At 32.4% G+C, this 20384-nt stretch carries 28 protein-coding genes; 13 read left to right on the top strand and 15 right to left on the bottom strand.

Annotation, left to right across the window (positions count from 1 at the left end; all coding sequences use genetic code 11):
- The first annotated feature begins 6 nt into the window (after positions 1–6).
- From C6990_RS02655 to cysS, 4 genes are all read left to right on the top strand, one after another.
- Positions 7–309 (top strand): Rieske (2Fe-2S) protein, encoded by a 303-nt coding sequence (locus tag C6990_RS02655; RefSeq protein ID WP_182128202.1) that lies wholly within the window; start codon positions 7–9, stop codon positions 307–309.
- Between the two features lie 132 nt (positions 310–441).
- Positions 442–828, top strand: a complete 387-nt coding sequence (locus C6990_RS02650; RefSeq protein WP_182128201.1) for a hypothetical protein — start codon at positions 442–444, stop codon at positions 826–828.
- Positions 829–1002: 174 nt separating this feature from the next.
- A complete protein-coding gene (locus tag C6990_RS02645; protein WP_182128200.1) occupies positions 1003–1794 on the top strand; it encodes an NAD+ synthase in 792 nt (263 codons plus the stop codon).
- Positions 1795–1797: 3 nt separating this feature from the next.
- The gene (cysS, locus tag C6990_RS02640; protein WP_182128199.1) at positions 1798–3192 is read left to right on the top strand and encodes a cysteine--tRNA ligase; all 1395 of its coding nucleotides are present in this window, start codon (positions 1798–1800) and stop codon (positions 3190–3192) included.
- Between the two features lie 5 nt (positions 3193–3197).
- Here the strand turns inward: cysS and C6990_RS02635 are convergent, their stop codons facing one another.
- Together C6990_RS02635 and C6990_RS02630 are read right to left on the bottom strand one after the other, a co-directional pair.
- The gene (locus C6990_RS02635) at positions 3198–3512 is read right to left on the bottom strand and encodes a hypothetical protein (RefSeq protein ID WP_182128198.1); all 315 of its coding nucleotides are present in this window, start codon (positions 3510–3512) and stop codon (positions 3198–3200) included.
- 212 nt (positions 3513–3724) lie between these two features.
- Complete coding sequence (locus tag C6990_RS02630) at positions 3725–4159, bottom strand: pyridoxamine 5'-phosphate oxidase family protein (protein ID WP_182128197.1); 435 nt, start codon at positions 4157–4159, stop codon at positions 3725–3727.
- 220 nt (positions 4160–4379) lie between these two features.
- Here C6990_RS02630 and C6990_RS02625 point away from each other — a divergent pair, with 220 nt between their 5' ends.
- Positions 4380–5072, top strand: a complete 693-nt coding sequence (locus tag C6990_RS02625; protein ID WP_182128196.1) for a hypothetical protein — start codon at positions 4380–4382, stop codon at positions 5070–5072.
- Positions 5073–5159: 87 nt separating this feature from the next.
- Complete coding sequence (locus C6990_RS02620; RefSeq protein ID WP_182128195.1) at positions 5160–5444, top strand: hypothetical protein; 285 nt, start codon at positions 5160–5162, stop codon at positions 5442–5444.
- 5 nt (positions 5445–5449) lie between these two features.
- Here C6990_RS02620 and C6990_RS02615 read toward each other — a convergent pair whose 3' ends face one another.
- The 3 genes from C6990_RS02615 to C6990_RS02605 all read right to left on the bottom strand — a co-directional run bounded on the left by C6990_RS02615 (position 5450) and on the right by C6990_RS02605 (position 8010).
- A complete protein-coding gene (locus C6990_RS02615; RefSeq protein WP_182128194.1) occupies positions 5450–6274 on the bottom strand; it encodes a mechanosensitive ion channel family protein in 825 nt (274 codons plus the stop codon).
- Positions 6274–7023 carry a DUF432 domain-containing protein gene (locus C6990_RS02610; RefSeq protein ID WP_182128193.1) on the bottom strand — a complete coding sequence of 250 codons (750 nt, stop codon included), beginning with the start codon at positions 7021–7023 and terminating at the stop codon, positions 6274–6276. The genes C6990_RS02615 and C6990_RS02610 overlap by 1 nt, the downstream gene beginning before the upstream one ends.
- Positions 7024–7104: 81 nt before the next feature.
- The gene (locus tag C6990_RS02605) at positions 7105–8010 is read right to left on the bottom strand and encodes a peptidase (protein ID WP_182128192.1); all 906 of its coding nucleotides are present in this window, start codon (positions 8008–8010) and stop codon (positions 7105–7107) included.
- 142 nt (positions 8011–8152) lie between these two features.
- Here C6990_RS02605 and C6990_RS02600 point away from each other — a divergent pair, with 142 nt between their 5' ends.
- Positions 8153–8695, top strand: coding sequence for a DUF1722 domain-containing protein (locus C6990_RS02600; RefSeq protein ID WP_182128191.1), 543 nt, complete (start codon positions 8153–8155; stop codon positions 8693–8695).
- A gap of 3 nt (positions 8696–8698) precedes the next feature.
- On the opposite strand, the gene C6990_RS02595 is transcribed toward C6990_RS02600, so the two are convergent.
- Complete coding sequence (locus C6990_RS02595) at positions 8699–9856, bottom strand: hypothetical protein (protein WP_182128190.1); 1158 nt, start codon at positions 9854–9856, stop codon at positions 8699–8701.
- Positions 9857–9924: 68 nt separating this feature from the next.
- Entirely contained in the window at positions 9925–10026 is a 102-nt protein-coding gene (locus C6990_RS02590; protein ID WP_182128189.1) for a zinc-ribbon domain-containing protein, read from the bottom strand.
- A gap of 53 nt (positions 10027–10079) precedes the next feature.
- On the opposite strand from C6990_RS02590, the gene C6990_RS02585 reads away from it, so the two are divergent.
- Together C6990_RS02585 and C6990_RS02580 are read left to right on the top strand one after the other, a co-directional pair.
- Positions 10080–11006, top strand: coding sequence for a cobalamin-binding protein (locus tag C6990_RS02585; RefSeq protein ID WP_255465133.1), 927 nt, complete (start codon positions 10080–10082; stop codon positions 11004–11006).
- An 80-nt stretch (positions 11007–11086) separates the two neighbouring features.
- Complete coding sequence (locus C6990_RS02580) at positions 11087–11422, top strand: NADPH-dependent FMN reductase family protein (protein ID WP_182128188.1); 336 nt, start codon at positions 11087–11089, stop codon at positions 11420–11422.
- A 63-nt stretch (positions 11423–11485) separates the two neighbouring features.
- On the opposite strand, the gene C6990_RS02575 is transcribed toward C6990_RS02580, so the two are convergent.
- The 6 genes from C6990_RS02575 to C6990_RS02550 all read right to left on the bottom strand — a co-directional run bounded on the left by C6990_RS02575 (position 11486) and on the right by C6990_RS02550 (position 15354).
- A complete protein-coding gene (locus C6990_RS02575) occupies positions 11486–12262 on the bottom strand; it encodes a 2OG-Fe(II)-dependent halogenase WelO5 family protein (RefSeq protein ID WP_182128187.1) in 777 nt (258 codons plus the stop codon).
- Positions 12262–12573, bottom strand: coding sequence for a hypothetical protein (locus C6990_RS02570; protein WP_182128186.1), 312 nt, complete (start codon positions 12571–12573; stop codon positions 12262–12264). Before C6990_RS02570 ends, C6990_RS02575 begins: the two co-directional genes overlap by 1 nt.
- Positions 12574–12694: 121 nt before the next feature.
- Entirely contained in the window at positions 12695–13249 is a 555-nt protein-coding gene (locus C6990_RS02565) for a hypothetical protein (RefSeq protein ID WP_182128185.1), read from the bottom strand.
- 116 nt (positions 13250–13365) lie between these two features.
- Positions 13366–14745 (bottom strand): NAD(P)H-binding protein, encoded by a 1380-nt coding sequence (locus tag C6990_RS02560; RefSeq protein WP_182128184.1) that lies wholly within the window; start codon positions 14743–14745, stop codon positions 13366–13368.
- A gap of 47 nt (positions 14746–14792) precedes the next feature.
- Positions 14793–15158 (bottom strand): hypothetical protein, encoded by a 366-nt coding sequence (locus C6990_RS02555; protein WP_182128183.1) that lies wholly within the window; start codon positions 15156–15158, stop codon positions 14793–14795.
- Between the two features lie 10 nt (positions 15159–15168).
- The gene (locus C6990_RS02550) at positions 15169–15354 is read right to left on the bottom strand and encodes a hypothetical protein (protein WP_048115994.1); all 186 of its coding nucleotides are present in this window, start codon (positions 15352–15354) and stop codon (positions 15169–15171) included.
- Positions 15355–15536: 182 nt separating this feature from the next.
- Between C6990_RS02550 and C6990_RS02545 the strand changes: the two genes are divergently transcribed.
- A complete protein-coding gene (locus tag C6990_RS02545) occupies positions 15537–16445 on the top strand; it encodes a transcription initiation factor IIB (protein ID WP_182128182.1) in 909 nt (302 codons plus the stop codon).
- Between the two features lie 77 nt (positions 16446–16522).
- On the opposite strand, the gene C6990_RS02540 is transcribed toward C6990_RS02545, so the two are convergent.
- Both C6990_RS02540 and C6990_RS02535 read right to left on the bottom strand, forming a co-directional pair.
- Positions 16523–17869, bottom strand: coding sequence for a cryptochrome/photolyase family protein (locus tag C6990_RS02540; RefSeq protein ID WP_182128181.1), 1347 nt, complete (start codon positions 17867–17869; stop codon positions 16523–16525).
- 23 nt (positions 17870–17892) lie between these two features.
- The gene (locus C6990_RS02535; protein ID WP_182128180.1) at positions 17893–18438 is read right to left on the bottom strand and encodes a hypothetical protein; all 546 of its coding nucleotides are present in this window, start codon (positions 18436–18438) and stop codon (positions 17893–17895) included.
- Positions 18439–18533: 95 nt separating this feature from the next.
- Between C6990_RS02535 and C6990_RS02530 the strand changes: the two genes are divergently transcribed.
- From C6990_RS02530 to C6990_RS02520, 3 genes are all read left to right on the top strand, one after another.
- Entirely contained in the window at positions 18534–18941 is a 408-nt protein-coding gene (locus C6990_RS02530) for a hypothetical protein (RefSeq protein ID WP_182128179.1), read from the top strand.
- 125 nt (positions 18942–19066) lie between these two features.
- Positions 19067–19465 (top strand): hypothetical protein, encoded by a 399-nt coding sequence (locus C6990_RS02525; RefSeq protein WP_255465132.1) that lies wholly within the window; start codon positions 19067–19069, stop codon positions 19463–19465.
- Between the two features lie 68 nt (positions 19466–19533).
- Complete coding sequence (locus C6990_RS02520; protein ID WP_182128178.1) at positions 19534–20379, top strand: cobalamin B12-binding domain-containing protein; 846 nt, start codon at positions 19534–19536, stop codon at positions 20377–20379.
- The last annotated feature ends 5 nt before the right edge of the window (positions 20380–20384 follow it).

The raw sequence follows: 20384 nt of genomic DNA, 5'->3' as shown, positions 1-20384 counted from the left end.
ATATCATTGACTTGGAAAAAGATTGCTGAAAAAGGCGAAGTCGCATCTGGAAAAGGAAAAGCCTTCAAAATAGAAGGAAAGCAAATTGCAATCTTTAATCAAGACGGATATCATGCAATTGATGATCTATGTGTTCATCAGGATGGCTCTATTGCACCAGGAAAACTAGAGGGAGATATTGTAGAATGCCCATTGCATTTCTGGCATTATAATATCAAAACAGGAGAGCTAACTGACTATCTAAAAGATGTCAAACTAGAAACATACAAAGTTGAGGCCAGAGATGACGGCATCTATGTGGATGTCTAAAAAAATAGCACCATATTACAAATTTTAAAAAAACAGCATAGTTTTGAAAGATCATAAAAAAATTCCATTATGGAACCAAATTTTTCCCATTAATTCCCTCAGGGTTTAATGTCAATAATTAATAGAATAGTATTGAGTAGCAAAGTAATCCTTCCAGTATTGTTAGGTCTTGTAGCAGTTGGATTAATGCAATTTTCATTTGCAGAGGAATTAGAAGATGAGACATTCATTGCAGTAGATGAAGAGAAATTCAAGCAGCCTCAATCAAAACACAATTATCAGCAATTGATTATCTCAGGATTCATCGAGGATTATAGTAGAGGATCACTAATCACAGTCGTAATTATTTCACCAACTGAAACTCAAACGGAGATCAGCACATATGCTGCAAGAAATGGCGAAATACACATGCCATATCATATCACAAATGATTCAGAAATAGGAGTTCATCAATTAATTCTGATTTATCATGAAGAGGAAATAGCTTCAACATCATTTGAAATTTTAGATAATCAATAAAGAGAAGGGACAAATTTCCCTTCCCTAGTGTTAGGTATGGGTTTTGTAGGGCACAGATTTTTCTGTAATTTCTCATCAATAGTTTACTATAAGGAATAATGTATGTTCAAAATGAACTGTTTTTACTTCAAATTAAGGAGAATTTTTATCCTCAAGAATAATCAAAAATAATTATTGAATCAAGACATCATTAATGAAATAAAAAATCAGGATTATACTTCAATTACACAAACATTTGAAAAGTTTCTATCAGATGAAATAGAAAAAAATCATGCAAACGGGGTTATTCTAGGTCTAAGTGGCGGAATTGATTCTGCAGTTTTAGCTTATCTTTGTAAAAGACAGTTAAAAGAAAAAACTGTTGCATTGATAATGCCTGATACTTCAATGACTCCAAAGTCTGAAACGGATGATGCCCTCAAAATGATTTCCCTTACAGGAATCGAATACAAGTTAATTGACATCAAACCAATTGTAAATGAATATTCTATGTATCTAGAACCAAATGGCTGGGCAAAGGGAAATCTACGTGCAAGAATTCGAACAAATATTTTGTACTACTATGCAAATGCCAAAAACTATCTTGTTTTAGGATCAAGTGATAAAAGTGAGTACCTTATGGGATATTTTACAAAATATGGTGATGGTGCATCAGACATTACTCCCATTATTTCACTCTACAAGCTACAGGTAAGAGAGATTGCAAAATATCTCGGAGTTCCAGAAAATGTTATTTCAAAAAAGAGTAGTCCGCATTTGTGGAAAGACCATGTTGCAGAAGAAGAGTTGGGGGCAACATATGAAGAAATTGATTCCATCTTGTATTGCTTATTTGAAAAGAAAAAAACTGTTGATGAAACTTCAGAATTAACCCAAATTGATAAGTCACTTGTAGAAAAGATTTACCAACTAAACATAAACAGTGAGCACAAAAGATTGCCGGCACGAAAACCAAACAGGGATTAGAAAATGAAAATCCAAGATACTTTGCTTAATTCAGAACAGGAGTTAGATATTTCTAAAAAGATCAAAATTTACTTGTGTGGAGTTACTGTTTATGATGAGTCACACATCGGTCATGCAAGAACCGTCATAGTTTTTGACGTGCTAAGAAGATATTTGGAAAGCAAGAATGTCGAAATAGAATTCATTCAAAATTTCACAGATGTAGATGATAAAATAATTAATCGTGCGGATTCGGAGAACACTACAGCTGAGAAAATCAGTACAAAATACATTGAAAATTATTTTAAAGATTTTGATGGCTTAAATGTAAAGCATGCAACAAACTATCCAAAGGCAACAGAGCATATTGGAGATATAATAGAATTTATTGAAAAACTAATTGAAAAAGAAATCGCATACATTACTAAAAATGGAGTATATTTTGCAGTATCAAAATTTCCAGAATATGGAAAGCTATCAAAGAAAAAAATAGATGAGCTTCAATCAGGTGCAAGAATAGAAGTCGATGAAGCTAAAAATGATCCACTAGATTTTGCAGTATGGAAATTCTCAGAGAAAGAGCCTCTTTGGGATAGTCCATGGGGCAAAGGACGTCCTGGATGGCACATAGAATGCTCTGCTATGAGCATAAAGTACCTAGGTGAGAATTTTGATATTCATGGAGGCGGAAGGGATTTAATTTTTCCACATCATGAAAACGAAATAGCTCAATCCGAATCATGTACCGGTACACAATTTGCAAAGATATGGATGCATGTTGGAATGGTGACAATAAATGGCGAGAAAATGTCAAAATCACTTGGAAATATCAAATCAATCAAGCATGTACTTGAGAACTGGGGGCCAAATATTATCAGATTATTTTGTCTGTCAGGGCACTATTCAAAACCAATTGACTACTCTGAAGAATTACTAAAAGAGAATTTGATCAAATGGAGACAAGTAGAAACGTGCTACTATGAGTTGATTCATGCAAATAGTGAAAACAATATAGAGGTAAATTCAATAATTGACAAGGCAAACAAAGACTTTGATAATGCATTAGATAGTGATCTCAATACACATCTAGCCTTATCTGCATTTTTTCAACTCGTAAAAGAGACCAATAGACTGGCTGCTGAGGAGAAACTAGGCAAAGAAGATGCACACACCATCAAAAAAGAACTTAAAAGAATGCTTGAAATTTTAGGATTGAAAATTCCTGAAATGACTGAAAAAAATAAACATGAAATCGACAATCTAATTTTATCAAGGGAGACATTTAGAAAAGAAAAGCAATTTGACGAGGCAGATAAAATTAGAGATAAATTAAATGAGATGAATGTAGAATTAATCGATCATAAAGAAAAAACCATTTGGATGAAAAAAGAGAATATCAAAGCAGAAAATAAAAAATAAAGAGATTAAGGATTTACCATTTCTAGCTTGTCCTCAATTCTATCATAGAATCCGTTTTGTTCCATTGCAGGCACATAAAATGTTGCAGACACTATATCTCCAACTGCTGCATCACAATTAGAAACAACAACGGAATGCCCTAAGATGGACTCTCCAACACAACCGTAGTCAGTTACAGCAATTACTGTGACATCTTCAGTTACTAGAGTTGGAATTATGTTCCAAGGAGTAATTGTCAAAACTAGTATCACTGAAGTGGCAACAGCAAAGATTGCTAGAAACTTTAGCTGTGGTGTTTTTTTGTTTGTTGTTTGTTGCATTTCTCCTCACTGGTATATGGTGTTTCTAAAATATAATCTAGAGGTAATTTTTTGACTAGTGCTAACCAGGCTTATTTACTCATGAATACCAAAATTTTTTGCAGTTATTGCATTGATTCTTCACAATTTGTGTCCCATCAGAATTTTTTTCAGAGTCATTGGATTCGAAATTTTTAGAACCACATGTAGGACATCTATCTTCATTGATCAATTTAAGCATCCTTCATCCTTTTTGAGTAATCATAATTGAATAATTTGTCAGGAGTAATTTCAATTGCCACTTCAGATTTTGAATTTTCCCGTAAAAATTTTGAGAGAGTAGATTCTTTATCTCCCAAATATTTCTTTATTAGAACCTCAAGTGTTTCAGAAGCATTTTCCTCAATAATTTTTACAGAGCCACTTCCCCGAACTCCCCGGTAGGGAGGTTTATCAGCTGCAATTTCAAATCCACATTTAGGATTATTCTTCAAATATGAAACTATTTTTGCAGATTTCTGTGTAGCACAGTAAATTTTTTCATTCTCTACCATATACCACAAAGAAATTACATTTGGAGTACCATCAGGTTTGATAAAAGCAATTCTTATTGGTATTTTTTTGTCATAAATCATACTATCCAATGGATTAGGAGATAATTTCTGCATGTAATCATTTCACCGTCGTTATTAATACAGATTTTGTGTAGCAATAGTCGCATGACCAATCCTGATATTGTTTGCCACATTTACGACATATTTGCATAGTTTCAAAGTTCATGATATCTTTAGACACTTTTGATATATGAATAGTGCTCAAAAATATCTACTAGTGCTAACATGAATTTTTCTTAATCTTCTTAAAATACTAATTTTGAATAGAGTGCTTATGAAAAAAATTATTATTTCTCTACTTTTCCTCATTGTTGTTTCATCTAGTCCAGCTTACGGACACAAATTAATTTCACATGATGATTCCCATAGAGATTTTGATTCAGCTTTAGATATTCCTGATCATAAAATTTCATGGGCAATTTATGAGAATTTAGGCACAAATGAAGCAAAGTTTTACTCTTTTGATGCAAAAAAGGGTGATTCATTTTATGCCAGCATTGTTATACCAAAAATTTCTGGATTAGAGAAATATTCTCCAACATTATTTTTTGTTACCCCAAAAACGACACAAACTGAAAGTCCCCAATTAGAATCACAAATAACAGAAAAATTTTTCTACGAAGGTGATTTTCCTGGAAGTGAATTTTATGAACCATTTGGTCAGGTAACCTATTGGGAAAGACAAGAGATCACTAAAGAGATAGCAGAGGATGGGAACTATTTCGTCGTAGTTTCTGATGAAAAAAATCAGGCTGGCAAATATAGTTTGGCCATTGGAACAATTGAAGATTTTTCAGGTGAAAACATGTTTGTAATTTTGCCAAAATCATGGTTTGAAACAAAATTATTTTTTAATGATTACACATCAATTACAATTTCAATTTTAATTTTAATTGGATTGATATTATTTCCATCAATACTTGTTATCAAAAAAATAAAAAGAAAAAAGCTTAAGCTAATTTCATAAAAATTTGTGCGTAAAAATATTAGTCCGGTCTAATTAGTTTCATCTAATTTTCACATTGTTTATTATGATTAAAAACAAATTCAATTCATGAATGCATGGAACAAATTTTGGAATTGGTATGAAAATAAAATACTAGGAAGTGTAATCTTAATTGCTATAATTCAGTTTATTCAAGTTCCCCACATGATATGGAATGCAGATATTATGTTAGAGGCAGGAATTGTGTCAAGAGTACATCCAGTAATTGATTGGTTCTTATATGGTGTGGATTTGATTGAGATAATTTCCATCATCAATGTTGGAATGATAATGTATTCCCTAATGAAGAAACGAAGGGCAAAGAGAAATCAGTTAGATATTATTGAAAAATAAATTTCTCATTGCTTTGCTTGCCATATTACACGTTGTGGGAAAGGAATCTCAATTCCAGCATCGTCTAGAGCTTTTTTTGCTACTTTAAGTAATTGAGGACCCACCTGATCCCAGTCATCCCTAGGATGCCAAACCAGAACTTCAATATTTACACTCGAGTCAGCTAACTCTTTAATTCTAAATTCAGGTGCTGGCAGTGTCAAAACAAAGGGCATGGACTTTCTAATTTGTTTCTCCATTACTGAAACTGCCCCATCAATGTCTTCTTTGTAAGCAATTCCAATTATTGCCTCAGATCTTCTAACGGGAGTCGATGAAAGAGAACGAATGTTCGATGTAAAAAATACCTCATTTGGAACTCTAATAATAGTACCATCAAATCGCCGTACACGAACTGAAAATGTACTGATGTCCAGCAATGTTCCAGACACATCAACTCCCGGAATCTCAATTTTGTCACCTTGTTTTACAGGTTTTTCTATCATCAAGAAGATACCTGAAATTAAATTTGAAACAACAGACTGTGTTGCAAATCCAATTACAATTCCAAAGATTCCACCTGCAACAAGCAATCCAGAGAAATCAACACCGGTAGTTGATGTAAAAACTAAAAATGCCAGTATTATTATTCCAAAATAGATTAATTTGCCCAGATTTTTTGCAGAGTCCTGTGCAAGTTTAGGTGCATAGTATTTTGTAAATAATAATCTAAAAGTTCGTGCAATTATTATTCCAACGCCCATAATTATTCCTCCAATGAGAAGTGAAAGAACGGTTAAGCCACCAGCGATTTCTATTGCCTCTAGATTTTGTAAAAATTCAAAAGGCATTATTCAATACCCATATCCACGCGTTTAATGCTTTCAACTTTTTCAAATGTTGGGGATTTTATCCAATCTGTTTCAATTGGTTGAGTTGTAACATCAAGAATTTCAAGAGTGAGTTTTTTCTTTAACACAACTTTTAGGGAATCAAACATTGCTTTTGAGTTTTTATAATATACAGAGACATCATTGGCGGCAAAGACAATTTTAGAAATCGTCAATCCTTTTTCTAAATCATTTTTAAGATCAACTTTTAAAATCCCATCGGTAAACGGAGTAGAATCATCATATGAATCGACTATTTCTGATGGAGCATATTTACAAAGAGTTCCAGATTCAGGAGAACCATATAGACAAAAACGGGAATTGAATGGTTTACAATCAACCCAATCTAGTGAATCCTTGTGTCCATCATGAACTAGAAAGATACCAATTTCAACAGGACATCTAACAAAAACGCTTGCTGCAGAGCCTTCTGATAAAAAAATAGGGGTTTCAAAATCCAGATACACATGTGCGGCTCGTTTAGCAGGATAATTCAGTGGTCTTATTGGAGATATTTCAATAGTTAGTTCAGATGATGTGACAGGAATAACTTTTTTAAGAAGATTATCTTCAGTGTCTTTTCTATAATATGAATAAACATGTTCGCCAATTTTCTCAATTTTTATTGTAACTCCAATAAATGAAAACTCTGCTTTTTCTTTAATTGTGTAAAGCCCATAAGTAGAAAAAACATTTTCAGAATCACCCATAGTCAGTAATTATTAAAATCCTGCATTTAATCTCTATCATCAAGACAGTACTCAACAGTAATTTGAATGAATTTGATAGGATTACTTTAATTCTAAGGGAATGTCAACACTTCCAAAATTTTCATTAATTCTAAAATAATATGTCTTTGATGGATCATACTCAAACTCAGTACCACCATATCCAATATTTGGTCCAAAGAGAATGTTAAACTCTCTTGAATCACCAGGATTCAATACAATTTCACCACTCGTAAAATCCATTCCAGAGTATTTGAAGGCTTTAGTTCCATCCCAAACATCATAGCTGCATATCGAAGGACTAGTACAGTGCATTGCTGTAATTTCAGAACTAGTATTTTCAGCTAGCATTCGAATTGATAAAATAGGTTGACCAGTAGGAGTAATCTCAAATTCATTTCCCTCGGAACCAATTCCATACCAATAATATGTAATTGGACCAATCTCAAATTTTTCTGCATTGGTTTGATGTTCGTAAAGAGTGATTGCTTTTTTCAGTGGTTTTTGGCAATCAATTCTTTTGTAACCTACTTTAATTTCAGAGCATTTTTCTAATTCAGATTCTAGTGCGGCTAACTTAGAATCATCACTTTTTGGTTTTTCAGATGCCATTTGCGGAGTTTCAGTATTTGAGGAGACAGAGATTAGTCCAGTCTTTATCAAATGCTGAATGCCATTTACAAATTCACCATCAGAAATAGTGCCATCTGCCCACCAACCAGCACTGTTCTTTACCCAAGCAGGAACGCCCTCAGCGGATTCAGAAGATACAGTTGTTGGAGGAACTACAATAATTCCATCCTTGATGAGGAATTCTATGGCTGAAATAAATTCAGACTCGGCTATAGTGCCATCTGCCCACCAACCAGCATTGTTCTTTACCCAAGCAGGAACGCCCTCAGCATAAGTCAAAGATGCAGTCGAAGCAACAAGTAAGATAGCTGCGATTGCAGTTATTGCGATTTTCATTAATAATTTAATTGTAAAATAGTATTTAAACTGGTGCTAAAATATTCTCTAGTGGTAATTTATTCATAAAAATGAAAAATCATAGTGGTAATTCAGAATTCGAAGATTCCGTCTTATATACAAAGTAAAAAGATAATTAAAAATGAGTAAAAAATTAGAGATTAGGGATTCAGCAATTCACAATATCCCCGAAAAGGATCTTAAAGAATTTGTGTTTAAAAAATTTGAAGATGTAAAAAAATCAAACAAAATAAAAGAACTAATCTCATTTCATACTGCCAACAAATTCATGATAATGTCACATGATCAAGAAAAATTAAAAAAACTGGGACATGTTGTTGCAGATTATAAAAAAGGACAATTATTAGAGGCAGTCATAGAATATGAAAAACATCTAAGGGATGCATTAGAAAAAGAGCCCACAATCAAAACACATTGTAATGTCATAATGCATATTTTTGGATATTTTTCCCAAAATTTCAACAAGTCTGAAAAAGAATTATTTTTTGATTTACTAAAACAATTTCAGGAAGAAAAAATTACGCTTGGAAGATTGTTATCAGAGATCAATCCCATAATATTCAGATTCAATTCAACATATCTTGCTAGTCAGACATATTTCTTACTGTATTCAGAACAAGAAGAAGGTAATTTGTTTAAAATTTTAGCAAAAGACAATATCTAAAAATTAAAAATAATCAGATAAGGTTTTCTGCTTCAGTAATTTTGAAATGTTTCCATGCGATAACCATTCATTTTTGCTAATGCTCATTTTCTTTGATGCAGTATCTAAAGCATTTTCAAAAGTTTCTGAAATGATAGGATTTTGCATCATTGCTGCTCGTATTCCTTCTCGAACTTGCCATACACCAACTGGGATTGCATATTCTGGCCGTATTTCTCTTAAGATAATAACTCCAGATTGAATTTGATTTTTTACTAGATACTCCAATACGCCAAGTTTGGCTGCAAAATATGCACCAGCTATTGCCGGAGGGTGATCTATTCCTCTTGCATCCTCAAAATCAGAACCAAATCCCAAGATTCCATTTGAATACCACGCCTCAATCATTTCATAAATCCATCTATGTGGAAATAAAATAACAGTGAAAGCATTTCCCAAGTGCTCAAAGAAGAAAATTCTGTAGGAATCAATAACATCATAATTTAAAATTTCATCAACAAGTGATTTTGAGACAATATCGTCAGTTGCAGTAATACTCCATTTAGTTGGAACCAGTTTTCTTTTTTGGCCTAACATGCCAATACTAAAACACTTTTGAATTTTTGAAAGTTCAATTCCTGAATTGTATAAATTCAATACAGCGTCTTGTGCTTTCAAATCTTTATCATAGAAAGTTTTTTCAATTGATTTTTCAGAAGTTGTTCCAGAGAATTTTGCAGAATGGACAACTCCTACAGGGCCAAAAGGTGCACTTTCACCATCAAGGGAAATATTTGAAGAGACATATTTTTCAAATTTCAAATCAGTGTCAATGGGTTTTGATGACATTGCCACCTCTTGAAGGTTTTCAATGTATTTCCCTTCTGTTTTTTCAATCGAGATTTTTTGTATCCCACGAACTAAATTTAATCGAAAATTTACAATATCTTCCAATGATTTTCCTCTCCATTTTTCAGGACTATCAAGTAGACTAGTATCACCATGGATTGGTGGGACCATGGGGCCAACAAAGACCTTGGGATAATTATAGGAACCAACAAAGACTGAGGGAGGGCTAGATCCACTTATTGAATCAGATGAGAAAAGATTTCCATGTTTTGAAAGGGTCTCATGCCATTTAGCTAAAATTGCACGTCTAATATCTTGAGAATTTGATGACAATGGGAATTTTATTCAAAATGAGTCTATTAACTTGCCTTATTCAAATATCTGACTAGATGTTAATGAAATTATTCAGGATCTTCTTGTTCCCGTTCACGTCCACAATGTGGACATATGGTCTGATTTTGCCATAATTCCTTTCCGCAATTTCTGCAAGACTGAGGTTTCATAATATAGATATCATATGATGTGATTTAAGAACTTCCAAATTGTTGTAACAGTATTGCCAAAAAGAATAGTTTCATTTTTACCCAGTGCAACGGAATTACTATATGCATTTGGGGTCCAGGATGACCTGTATGGGGTAACACATGAATGCAAATTTCCTCAAGACGCATTAACAAAACCAATAATTATCAATTCAGTGATTAACTCAGACGAATTAACAAGCAGTGAAATTGATACCATGACATGCCAATTACTAAAGGGCGGAAAAGATATTTTTACAATTAATGAAAACAATCTAAAAAAAGCAAATCCAGATCTAATTATAACACAAGAAACATGTGAGGTTTGTGCAGCACATACAAATCAAGTAAGTAAAGCACTGGAAATTCTTCATACAAAACCAATGTTGCATTCGATGGATCCTCACAACATGGATGAGATTTTGCAATCAGTAATGGAATTGGGCAAAATACTATCTAAAGAAACAAAGGCAAAAGAGATTACAGAATCACTTGAAAAACGAATTATACATATCAAAAAAATGCAACATGGTAAAAAACCAAAAGTTCTTGCAATAGAATGGATTAAACCATTTTTTACAGCAGGGCATTGGATTCCTGAAATGATAGAGATTGCTGGGGGAATCAACCTGATTAGTAAAAAAGGAGAGCAATCAAGACGTCTAGACATTCAAGAAGTGATTGATTCTGAACCTGATATCATAATCATGATGCCATGTGGATTTGACACAAAGCGGACAGTGGAAGAATACAACCGCATTCTAAAAGGAGATAAAACATGGGATTCTCTTAAAGCTGTAAAAGAAAATCAAATTTTTGCAGTTGATGCAAATTCATTTTTTAGCAAACCAAGCATAAGAACGGTAGATGGATTAGAAATATTGGCTAAAATAATTAATCCAAAAAAATTTACAAATCTCAAAATAAACAATGAATCATTTTTAAATATCAAAAGAAATTAAGTCCAAAAATACAAACGAAAATTAATTTTTAAATCTTAAGAAGAGAATGCTTTCGGTTTTTACCAACAAGATTTGGAAATATGGCACACGAGATGAAAAAAATGTGGGACATCAGCACAGATCTTTGGTTCAAGGGAGAATGGATTGGAAAGGTGGGAGGAGTATTTACAGGGGCATCCAGTGTCCATGGAGGTCAGGAAACAACTGCAGTATCCATGATGTTTCCAATGTTACATCATGGAATGATTTTGGTAGGTCCATCATATGATACTAAGGAATTACATGAAAGTGGAAGTCCCTACGGACCTAGTACAATTGTGGGCGCTAAGAGTGATCAAATTAAAGAAGTCGATTTAATTGTAGCAAAATCTCTTGGAACTAAAATTGCCAAATTGTCATCGAAGATTTCCCAATGAATTAAAAAATAAAATAGATTTTAAAAAATAATCTCACGAATAATTTATTCTAAACTGATGAAGTTATGCCCAGGTAACAATTTTTTGCGCACCTTCAAAGATGCCCAAAAACATGCCCAGAGTAATTCTAGGGTTTTTTCCAGTGATTTTTGTCACCTTATGATAATAATTGGGATTGATTATCACTAAATCTCCAGAAGTAATATTGGGAATTTCGCAAGATGCTACAGAACTTATCAATTTTGATGAATATCCAAAATCAATATTTCTAAACACCTCATTTTCTTTATTCCATTGTTTATTGTATATGACTAAATTTCCACCATATTCAGATTCTTGTAAATGAAGTACGCATGATAGTTGATGATCAATTTTAGAAATTTCATACTCAATTCCTTCATACTTTACATTATCCTTGTGAATTGGGATTGATTTTCCTTTTTCATGTATTCTAACAATAAATGGAGAGTATTTACTATGGAATTCTCTAGCTTGTGAAATATCAAAATGAGGCATTACAGAATTAATGAATTCATGAATTTTTAATGCGGGGTTTTTTATTTTTGAAAAAATACTATTGAGTGCATATTCATATTTTTTCACATCCTCAAAGTATAGTTCTTTTTGGGTTGCATAAGCCATCAAAAAAGTTCCAATATGCATCGAGTGACCATTCAAAAAATAATTTTTTTTACAGTTTTCTATTCTAGTAACAATTTTCCGGCACAAATCTTTTTTATAAAAATTTTTTACTACTATTGCAGGAATTCCTCCACTCAATAATGAATCAATATCAACAGTACGTACTTTTGAATAATCTACTATCTGAGGTTCCCACATCAATATCCCCCAACACCAGAATGGGAAACCTTACCAAGAATCATTCCAGAATTATCTTTTTCTTCAATTTCACATTTAAGAAACGTCCCAATCAGGTTTTTTTTCAACAAATCCTCGCTCCAGTCATTTTGACTAACAGGCAATCCAGGAATATCTGCGGAAGTGATTTGAATTTTTTCAGAGTCATCATAATTTATTTTGTTTCCATTTTTTCTATGTGTAACATTCAAAACAAAAGAATTTGAACTTAATATTTCAGAGCCGTTTCCCCAGATAATATCAACCATGAGAAGTAATGATTCTTTTGACATTTATTTAATTTGTTACAAAAAGCATTTTACCACTAGTATCATATTGTACCAATTTATGAAATACATTTTTTATAGTCAGTAATCTAATTTGTAAAGAATTAGTATCAATCTTCAAAAAATATTATGATAAATCAACGGAAATCCTCAGTGATTTTGATATATTTTCCACTACTTTTTTCATTAGAGGAGGGCTAATTGAGAAAAAACCACGATATTGACCATCACCAATATTTTCAGCAACAAGACCAAATGGTCCCATTGAATTCTTTGTAATGACTATCCACATATCGGAAATGTTTGTTCCATCACAACTAATCACTTCTGAATTTTTTGGAGGTTGTTGAGCTAGGAAAGGATTATTGAAATTTCCAATTATCCAGGCCTTTGGAATTTTTTCAAGAATTTCAAGGTATCTGTCTTCAACATACTTGTATCTTTTTTCAGTCTCAAATGTTGCAAACAGTGCAACGTTATTTTTTACTGCAAAATTTTCAAGTAAAATACTTAGTCGATATAGTTCTTTTCTGCCTGTTTTAAAATTAACGTATCCAGCCTTAATGTATTCATCAAGAGTCCATAGGATATTATGATCAGTGATATCAGTTATTTCTTTTTCAGATAGACCAGGAAACTCACTCCATAATTCTTCTAGGAAGCTGTCATATTCTGAAGTCATAATTGCATTGAATTTTGTTAGTATTTAAAATAATTGTATGTTTTTTCGATGAAAGATTAGAAGACTTTTTTAAATAAATTTTAACATCAAAATATTTGAAAACAGAAAAAGAATTCTCAGATAGGTTTACCTTTGAATTGGTAATCTATTATTTTGTGAAAAGTATTATGCGATGCAAATACTGCAACTGCGGATAGGGCAACCCAGACAATATTTCTAATTGTTATCACTTCATTTGGCTGTGTAATAATCAATGACGTATTAAATAATAAGTAAAAATCATCAAATAGCCAAAACGCAAGAGTTATCCAAGACAAAATTCCACCAATAAGATATCCCAGCCTTGTCTTATTTTTGACAAAGAATATTGCAGTAATGATTGCAACATACCATATGATTCCAGCAAAAATCCAAATTGGTTCAGAGAGCTCAGCTCGATCATCAAGCCAATAAAAGGTAGTACCTACAAGTGCCATTGCAATCAATGAGGCCATCAAAAGTTTTTGATTTATTTTAAATCCAGTGCGTTCTTCTTTTAGAGGCATTTTAGGAGGATTTTCTCTAATTTCTTTTGTTGCAATATCAATTGATTCAACTACAGATTTTAGCGAGCCAGGAATAATTTTTGTTATAGAGTCGTCAGTTACAACAGTATCATGAACTAGACTGTCAATTAGAGGTCGAGCCAAAGATGCTTTAACAGGAGTAATTAGATCTACCCAATATGATGATAGACGTGTAGTAAGAAAGGGAATTTGTAATACCAGTAATTTCTTTCCCAAATATTTTGCATAAATTCGCATTAATTGCTCATAAGTGACTTTTTCAGGTCCACCTATCTCAAAAATTCTACCTGTAGTTTCAGGCTTCTCCAAACATCCTCTTAGATATAGAATTACATCATCAACTGCAATTGGTTGTGCAAGTGATTTAACCCAAGAAGGGCAAACCATGACAGGCAATCTTTCCACAAGATATCGTAGCATTGCATAAGATCCACCTTGAGCTCCAATAATCAAGGAAGCCCGTAATTCAGTAACTGGGATAGTCCCCGATGCAAGAATTTCACCGACATCCTTTCTGCTTTTCATATGGGGTGATAGTGAAATACTATCATTTACCAATCCTCCCAGATAGATGATTCTTTTGACACCAGATTTGGTGGCAGCATTTAAAAAATTTTGAGCCTGTGTTTTCTCACGATTAGCAAATTCCTTCCATTCTTCTTTATTCCCTTCCATAGAATGAAGCAGATAAAATGCGATTTCAACTCCAGATAAGGCATCCTCTAATTCTGATGGTTCAAAAACATCAGCCTGCACATATTTAATATTTCCAGTTGAAGGAATTTTTCTTCTAGACATTCCATTAACAGAATAGCCATTTGCTGTTAGATCAAATATCAATCTGGAACCAATAAAACCAGTTGCACCAGTTACCAAAATACTAAAGGGTTTTTCTTTATAATGCATTTCTGTTGTTATTTTTTGAGACATCTTATATTACAAATTTTTGGAGAGATTCATTGTTTGAAATCATATTATTAGAATACATCGCTCAGTTTTTTTAGAATTTTCAAATCAGATATTTCAATATCATTACTTAATGTAACAATTTTTGCAAGTTTGGGATTTGCATCTCTTCCTAATTTTAGCGCAGTTTTACCTTGATATCGGATTTCAAGTGTAATTCCTTTATCTTTAAGATTTTTTGCAAGATCTTTTCCTTCTGATAATTGTTTTATCAAGCCAGGTTTTTTGTCAAGTTTAATTGGAACATCAAGAACATCTATAATTCTAGAATCACCATCAATGAAAAAATTTATTGATGTGTTTTCATCACATTTTATTTTAAGAGATCCATTATCCAGATAGGATAAAAAATATGCAGGGAGTTGAAAATCTTTCATTTCAATCACCTCATTTTGCAGTTATAGTCAGTTTACCAGTTAAGGCAACTGTACCTGTGGGGATTACTTTGCCATCTTTTTCTACTCTCCCATTCATTGCAAGATCCTCAAAGTCATATGTGATTGAGGCATGTTTTTGAGTGAGTTTTTCAAAAATTTCTGCTAGCAAATTAGCCCATTCTTGTTCTTCAGCCATAACTGAGTTGTGCAATCATAGCATATAACCTAGTGTTAAAATAATTACTAGTGCTAACATTATTTATCCAATATGCTGTATATCAGATATAAACAAAGTGATTTGAAATATTTTTGAATCATAATTTAGCACTATTTTTAATATTCAATGTGGTTAAAATGCAATAAAAACACATAGCAAATATGGAGCAAAGGGAATTAGAGGAAGCTTGCCAACATTATTTTAAAATCACTGATGCTGTTACAGGAGAAATAGCTTGTGAAAATTGTGCACAGGTGCTGTCTGAAAAAATTATTGATTTTGGTCCAGAAAATCAAAATCAAGCCATGGAAGACTATCAAAATAATTCTAGAACTGGACAAAAAATATCATTAAAAATGGCAGATATGGGACTATCCACATCAATTCAATCTCAAAACAAAGATGCTTCAGGGAGAATTTTATCTACTAAAAACAAACAATCATTTCACCGTCTAAGAATGTGGGATAGAAACAGTAAATCTTCAATTACTAAACAGTCATATGTCAAAGCATTTACTTTTCTTGATGGTATCAGATCAAAGATAGCCTTACCTGAATATGTTGTTGAAAAATCAGCATACTTGTTTAGAAAAGCTGAACAAAAAAAATTACTTGCAGGTCGTTCAAATCATTCCATTCTTTGTGCAGTAGTATACATGGCATGTAGAATGACAGATACACCAAGAACATTGGATGATATTGCAAATGCATCAGGAATTAAAAAGAAAGTAATTCAGAGAACATATCGTCTTCTTTGTAGAAATCTTGAAGTCCATTCTGTGTCTTACAACCCATCAGAATTCATATCACGTATATCAAGTGAGGCCCAGATTTCTGAAAAAACTATGCGTGATGCAAGAAAGATTTTGGAATTTAGTCAAAAGGCAGGCATAAATTACGGAAAACATCCAATGTCAATGGCAGCAGCTGCAGTATACCTAGCGGTAAAGAAAAATGATGAAAGAATTTCACAAACTCGACTTTCTCAAATATCAGGCATTAGTGCTGTCACCATTCGCAATAGGGTTAAAGAGGTTCAAGTGGCCCAAAGAAAAAGAATTAGACACTAGCAGTATATTTTACCACTAGTAAAAGATTATTTTATTGGAAAAACATTTCCAAAACGCAACTAATTTTTTAATTTAATTTATTTTTGTGATTTAAAAATAGATTTAGCTTTTTCAGATTCAATTTTGTGTGTTACCATTGGATGTACATAATCCAGATCTTCTGGAAAAGATTTCCAAAGATTATGAATGATTTTTGGAGGCAAGTTATCTAATTCAGGAACCCATTTTTTAATATACAAACATTCAGAATCGAATTTTTCTTGTTGCAACCAAGGATTAAAAATTCGAAAGTATGGAACAGAGTCACACCCCGTTGATGCAGCCCATTGCCAATTTCCAACGTTTACTCCAGGATCATAATCGACTAATTTTTTAGCAAAATATCTCTCCCCTAATCTCCAGTCAATATGAAGATCTTTCGTCAAAAAGGAAGCTACAATCATTCTAACTCGATTATGCATAAACCCAGACTGGTTAAGCTGTCTCATCCCTGCATCAACAATAGGGAATCCAGTTTTCCCATTACACCAAGCAGAAAAATGCTCTTTGGAATTAGACCACCTGATTTTTTGAAATTTCTTTCTAAATGATTTTTTTTGGGACCATGGGAAATGAAATAAGATATGGTTGAAAAACTCTCTCCAATAGATTTCACCCATCAGAATATGGTCTAAACCAAGTTTTTGTTTAATTGCATGATGAATTTCCCTGATAGACAAAGTTCCAAATTTGTTATGCGCAGATAATGTTGTAGTATGAAAAAGACTTGGAAAATCTCGAAATTTTTTATAATCTATGAACTTTTCCAAATTTTTTAGTATTTTCAAACCTTCATTTCTGCCACCTGGAATTTCGGGATTTTTAATTTCTGGTGCTAAGATTTGAGCACTAGATATTTTTGCATTAAAATAATTTTTTTTAGAATTTTTTGAAGGAGATCTAACAGGAAATTGGCGTGCCTTTTTGTAGAAATGAGAGTAAATCATGTAGGGGTTTTCATCATTTGTTTTTATTTCATTTGGATTATGTAAAAGATAATCAAGTGAATTATGAAAATTAATGTTATTTTTTTTACAAACTTGATGAATTTTAGCATCACGCGATTTTGAGTATTTAGAAAAATCAGTATTTGCAAAGATTGCATCTACATGGTGTTTTCGAATTATTTCATCTATGATCAGAGACGAATCGCCCTGAAATTGATTAAGAGTACTGTTCTTCTTTTTTAATTGTAAATCCAAATCAGATATGGATTGGGAAAGAAAAGTCCATCTAAATTTAGAAATTTTTGGATTCTTTACTAAATCAGCATCAAAAATAAAACACGGAATGACAGATTTTGAATGTTCGAGTGATTTTATTAATCCAGTGTTGTCATGTAATCTTAAATCTCTTCTAAAAATAAATAAGGACTTTTCATACATCTTTAGTTTAAAATGCTAATTTATTATTGAATTGTAAATTTTGCACCAAGTGTTTTGCCCATTACTTTTAGAGCGTATCGGCAAACATTTGGGTTAAGTGTGAAAAATCCTCTAAACATTCCAGCTTCAAATTCTTCAGCAATTAATCCAAATGGGCCATAAGGTCCTCTAGTGATTACAGTCCATACCTTTGCCAAATTTGTATTTCCACAATTCAACACTTGGATTTTTGGAGGGGTTTTGAATTCAGTTTTTCCAAAATTTGCAATAACCCATATTTTTGGAATTGTTTTAATCATTTCCTGATATCTTTTTTCAACAAATTTGTACCGCTTGACTTCTTCAAAAGAGGCCAATAATGGTTGACTATTTTTTTGCGCATAAGCTTCAATTAATTTACTAAGATGAAATAATGACTTTCGGTCAGATGAGAAGTTATGGTATCCTGCTTCAATGAATTTATCTAAACCCCATAAAGGAAGAATAGATTTATCTAAATTGTGCCATTCTGCAAGCTGGGGGAATTCTGCCCAAACTTTACCAACAAAATCAGTATAAGGACTATCCATGATTGATTAATTTTAAAATCAGATATAAGTTATCTCTTTAAAATTTACATAGTACCATCCAATTGTTTTTATTCATCAAGATTTTACTAGAAACAATGGGGCGTTATGAAAAACTTTTAGATATGCTGATGGATTTCAACAATTCCATCAGATTTGCTGCAATTAGTAATACCAAGGGGGAAATATTATGGCATAGTAAAAGAAACGATGTAAAACTAAAGGTGCCCTTAGCAGAGACTAAAAAAGCAATGAGGCGTGAAGCCGATGATTGGGCGGATCGTTCAAAATTTGAAGATAGGAATGAATTAGGAAGGGCAATGTATCACATAACTTCTTTTGAAAAAATTAAACGAATAACCATACCAGTAGATGCGTTTCATCTCTTGTTTGTAAGTGTAGATAATGAACCACTAGCAAAAACCAAAAGAAAAAGTTACGGCAGATTAGTCGAGATGGGAAAAATAATGTCCATTGTAGATTTTGTCAACACATTTGAAGAATAGTAAGAAAATATTTTTTAAAGAAGATTAGATTTTTAGAAATTTAATTCATAGAAATTCATTTGCTCTTATTTACCACTAGTTCAGAGATTTAGAATATTTATTAACAGAATTACCTAACAAAAAGGGTGGACAAATATGAAAAACTTCTCAACATGTTGATGGATTTTAACGAGTCTATCAGATTTGCTGCAGTTTGTAATAAAAATGGAGAATTTCTTTGGAACAGTCAGCGAAAAGGAGTCAAAAACATTGTCCCGTTAGAGGAGACAAAGGATACCATTTCAAGAGATATAGAGGCATGGAAAGAAAATTCAGCAATTACAGGCATCGTAGGTTCAGGATTATACACCATAGCATCATATGATAAAATCAAAAGAATAACAGTTCCGCTGGATGAAGGCAATATGTTATTTATCAGCGTTAACAACAAGCCCATGTCAAACATCAAAGGTAAAAGTTATGGCCATTTAGCCGAAATGGGAGAAATTTTATCGATTGTTGATTTTATCAAAGCAAAAAAATAGTCCAGAAAGTTTACCACTAGTAAAAATTATTGGCATTAGTTATATATCGAATATTTCTTAAAACTGTATTGGTATACATTAGAGCTAAAAAAGTAAAATCTGATCAATATCTCTATCTTGTAAGGAGTGTGTGGGATTCAAAGAAGAGCACATCAAAACAAGAGATTGTGAAATATCTTGGTAAGGCATCTGAAGTTGTAAAAGACGACATACCATTAGACTATAGAAAAGATCCAAAAGTTCTATCTGTTCTTGCATCATTTAATCCAAAAGACATTAAAAAAAGAGAGGATGCATCAAAAAAATCTAAGAAACAATTATACAAAAAATTGACTGATGGAAATATTCAAGATTCAATTAAAATTTATGAAGAATATGAAAAATTATTTAATACCGCAGACTTTTTTGACAAAATTCTCAAGCCAGTTATGTACCAAGTTGGAGAAGATTGGGCAAGTAACAAAATCAGTGTTGCCACAGAACACGTTGCAAGCAACATAGCACTCACACTAGTGAAAATAATTATGGATAGAGTAAAAGGTTCTGAAAATAAGAAAAAAATTCTCATATGCGTTCCCTTAGGAGAAGAGCATCATTTGGGATGTGATGTGTTGGAAACATATCTAACAATAAAGGGATACAAAGTATACAATATTGGAACATCAATACCAACAGAATCGATTCTTACGTTTATTGAAAATGATAAACCAAATCTAGTACTAATTTCAATTACCTTAGAAGATAACTTACTAGCAGCACAAAGATTGATTAAAAAAATTAAGGGAGAATTTGAAATTCCAATATTAGTTGGAGGAAGAGCAGTCCAATCGGAGAAAATTCCAAAGTTTGATGCTCAAGTAGTTTCAGATATCAATCTTGAGGAAATTCCAAAAATCATAAGAAAAGTAAAATGAAATAA

Origin of the sequence: Nitrosopumilus sp. b3 (assembly GCF_014078525.1) — an archaeon.
Lineage (GTDB): Archaea > Thermoproteota > Nitrososphaeria > Nitrososphaerales > Nitrosopumilaceae > Nitrosopumilus.
Note: the sequence above shows the minus strand (reverse complement) of the source record. Positions and strands in the feature narration are given on the sequence as shown.

Bases quoted from the DNA above. Each gene is read 5' to 3' on its own strand.
- C6990_RS02555 (WP_182128183.1), bottom strand. From the start codon at position 15,158: ATGAAAGATTTTCAACTCCCTGCATATTTTTTATCCTATCTGGATAAT.
- C6990_RS02565 (WP_182128185.1), bottom strand. From the start codon at position 13,249: ATGACTTCAGAATATGACAGCTTCCTAGAAGAATTATGGAGTGAGTTT.
- C6990_RS02540 (WP_182128181.1), bottom strand. From the start codon at position 17,869: ATGTATGAAAAGTCCTTATTTATTTTTAGAAGAGATTTAAGATTACAT.
- C6990_RS02605 (WP_182128192.1), bottom strand. From the start codon at position 8,010: ATGAAAATCGCAATAACTGCAATCGCAGCTATCTTACTTGTTGCTTCG.
- cysS (WP_182128199.1), top strand. From the start codon at position 1,798: ATGAAAATCCAAGATACTTTGCTTAATTCAGAACAGGAGTTAGATATT.
- C6990_RS02580 (WP_182128188.1), top strand. From the start codon at position 11,087: ATGGCACACGAGATGAAAAAAATGTGGGACATCAGCACAGATCTTTGG.
- C6990_RS02575 (WP_182128187.1), bottom strand. From the start codon at position 12,262: ATGTGGGAACCTCAGATAGTAGATTATTCAAAAGTACGTACTGTTGAT.
- C6990_RS02535 (WP_182128180.1), bottom strand. From the start codon at position 18,438: ATGGATAGTCCTTATACTGATTTTGTTGGTAAAGTTTGGGCAGAATTC.
- C6990_RS02570 (WP_182128186.1), bottom strand. From the start codon at position 12,573: ATGTCAAAAGAATCATTACTTCTCATGGTTGATATTATCTGGGGAAAC.
- C6990_RS02600 (WP_182128191.1), top strand. From the start codon at position 8,153: ATGAGTAAAAAATTAGAGATTAGGGATTCAGCAATTCACAATATCCCC.
- C6990_RS02630 (WP_182128197.1), bottom strand. From the start codon at position 4,159: ATGCAGAAATTATCTCCTAATCCATTGGATAGTATGATTTATGACAAA.
- C6990_RS02615 (WP_182128194.1), bottom strand. From the start codon at position 6,274: ATGCCTTTTGAATTTTTACAAAATCTAGAGGCAATAGAAATCGCTGGT.
- C6990_RS02625 (WP_182128196.1), top strand. From the start codon at position 4,380: ATGAAAAAAATTATTATTTCTCTACTTTTCCTCATTGTTGTTTCATCT.
- C6990_RS02620 (WP_182128195.1), top strand. From the start codon at position 5,160: ATGAATGCATGGAACAAATTTTGGAATTGGTATGAAAATAAAATACTA.
- C6990_RS02635 (WP_182128198.1), bottom strand. From the start codon at position 3,512: ATGCAACAAACAACAAACAAAAAAACACCACAGCTAAAGTTTCTAGCA.
- C6990_RS02560 (WP_182128184.1), bottom strand. From the start codon at position 14,745: ATGTCTCAAAAAATAACAACAGAAATGCATTATAAAGAAAAACCCTTT.
- C6990_RS02530 (WP_182128179.1), top strand. From the start codon at position 18,534: ATGGGGCGTTATGAAAAACTTTTAGATATGCTGATGGATTTCAACAAT.
- C6990_RS02610 (WP_182128193.1), bottom strand. From the start codon at position 7,023: ATGGGTGATTCTGAAAATGTTTTTTCTACTTATGGGCTTTACACAATT.
- C6990_RS02590 (WP_182128189.1), bottom strand. From the start codon at position 10,026: ATGAAACCTCAGTCTTGCAGAAATTGCGGAAAGGAATTATGGCAAAAT.
- C6990_RS02550 (WP_048115994.1), bottom strand. From the start codon at position 15,354: ATGGCTGAAGAACAAGAATGGGCTAATTTGCTAGCAGAAATTTTTGAA.
- C6990_RS02545 (WP_182128182.1), top strand. From the start codon at position 15,537: ATGGAGCAAAGGGAATTAGAGGAAGCTTGCCAACATTATTTTAAAATC.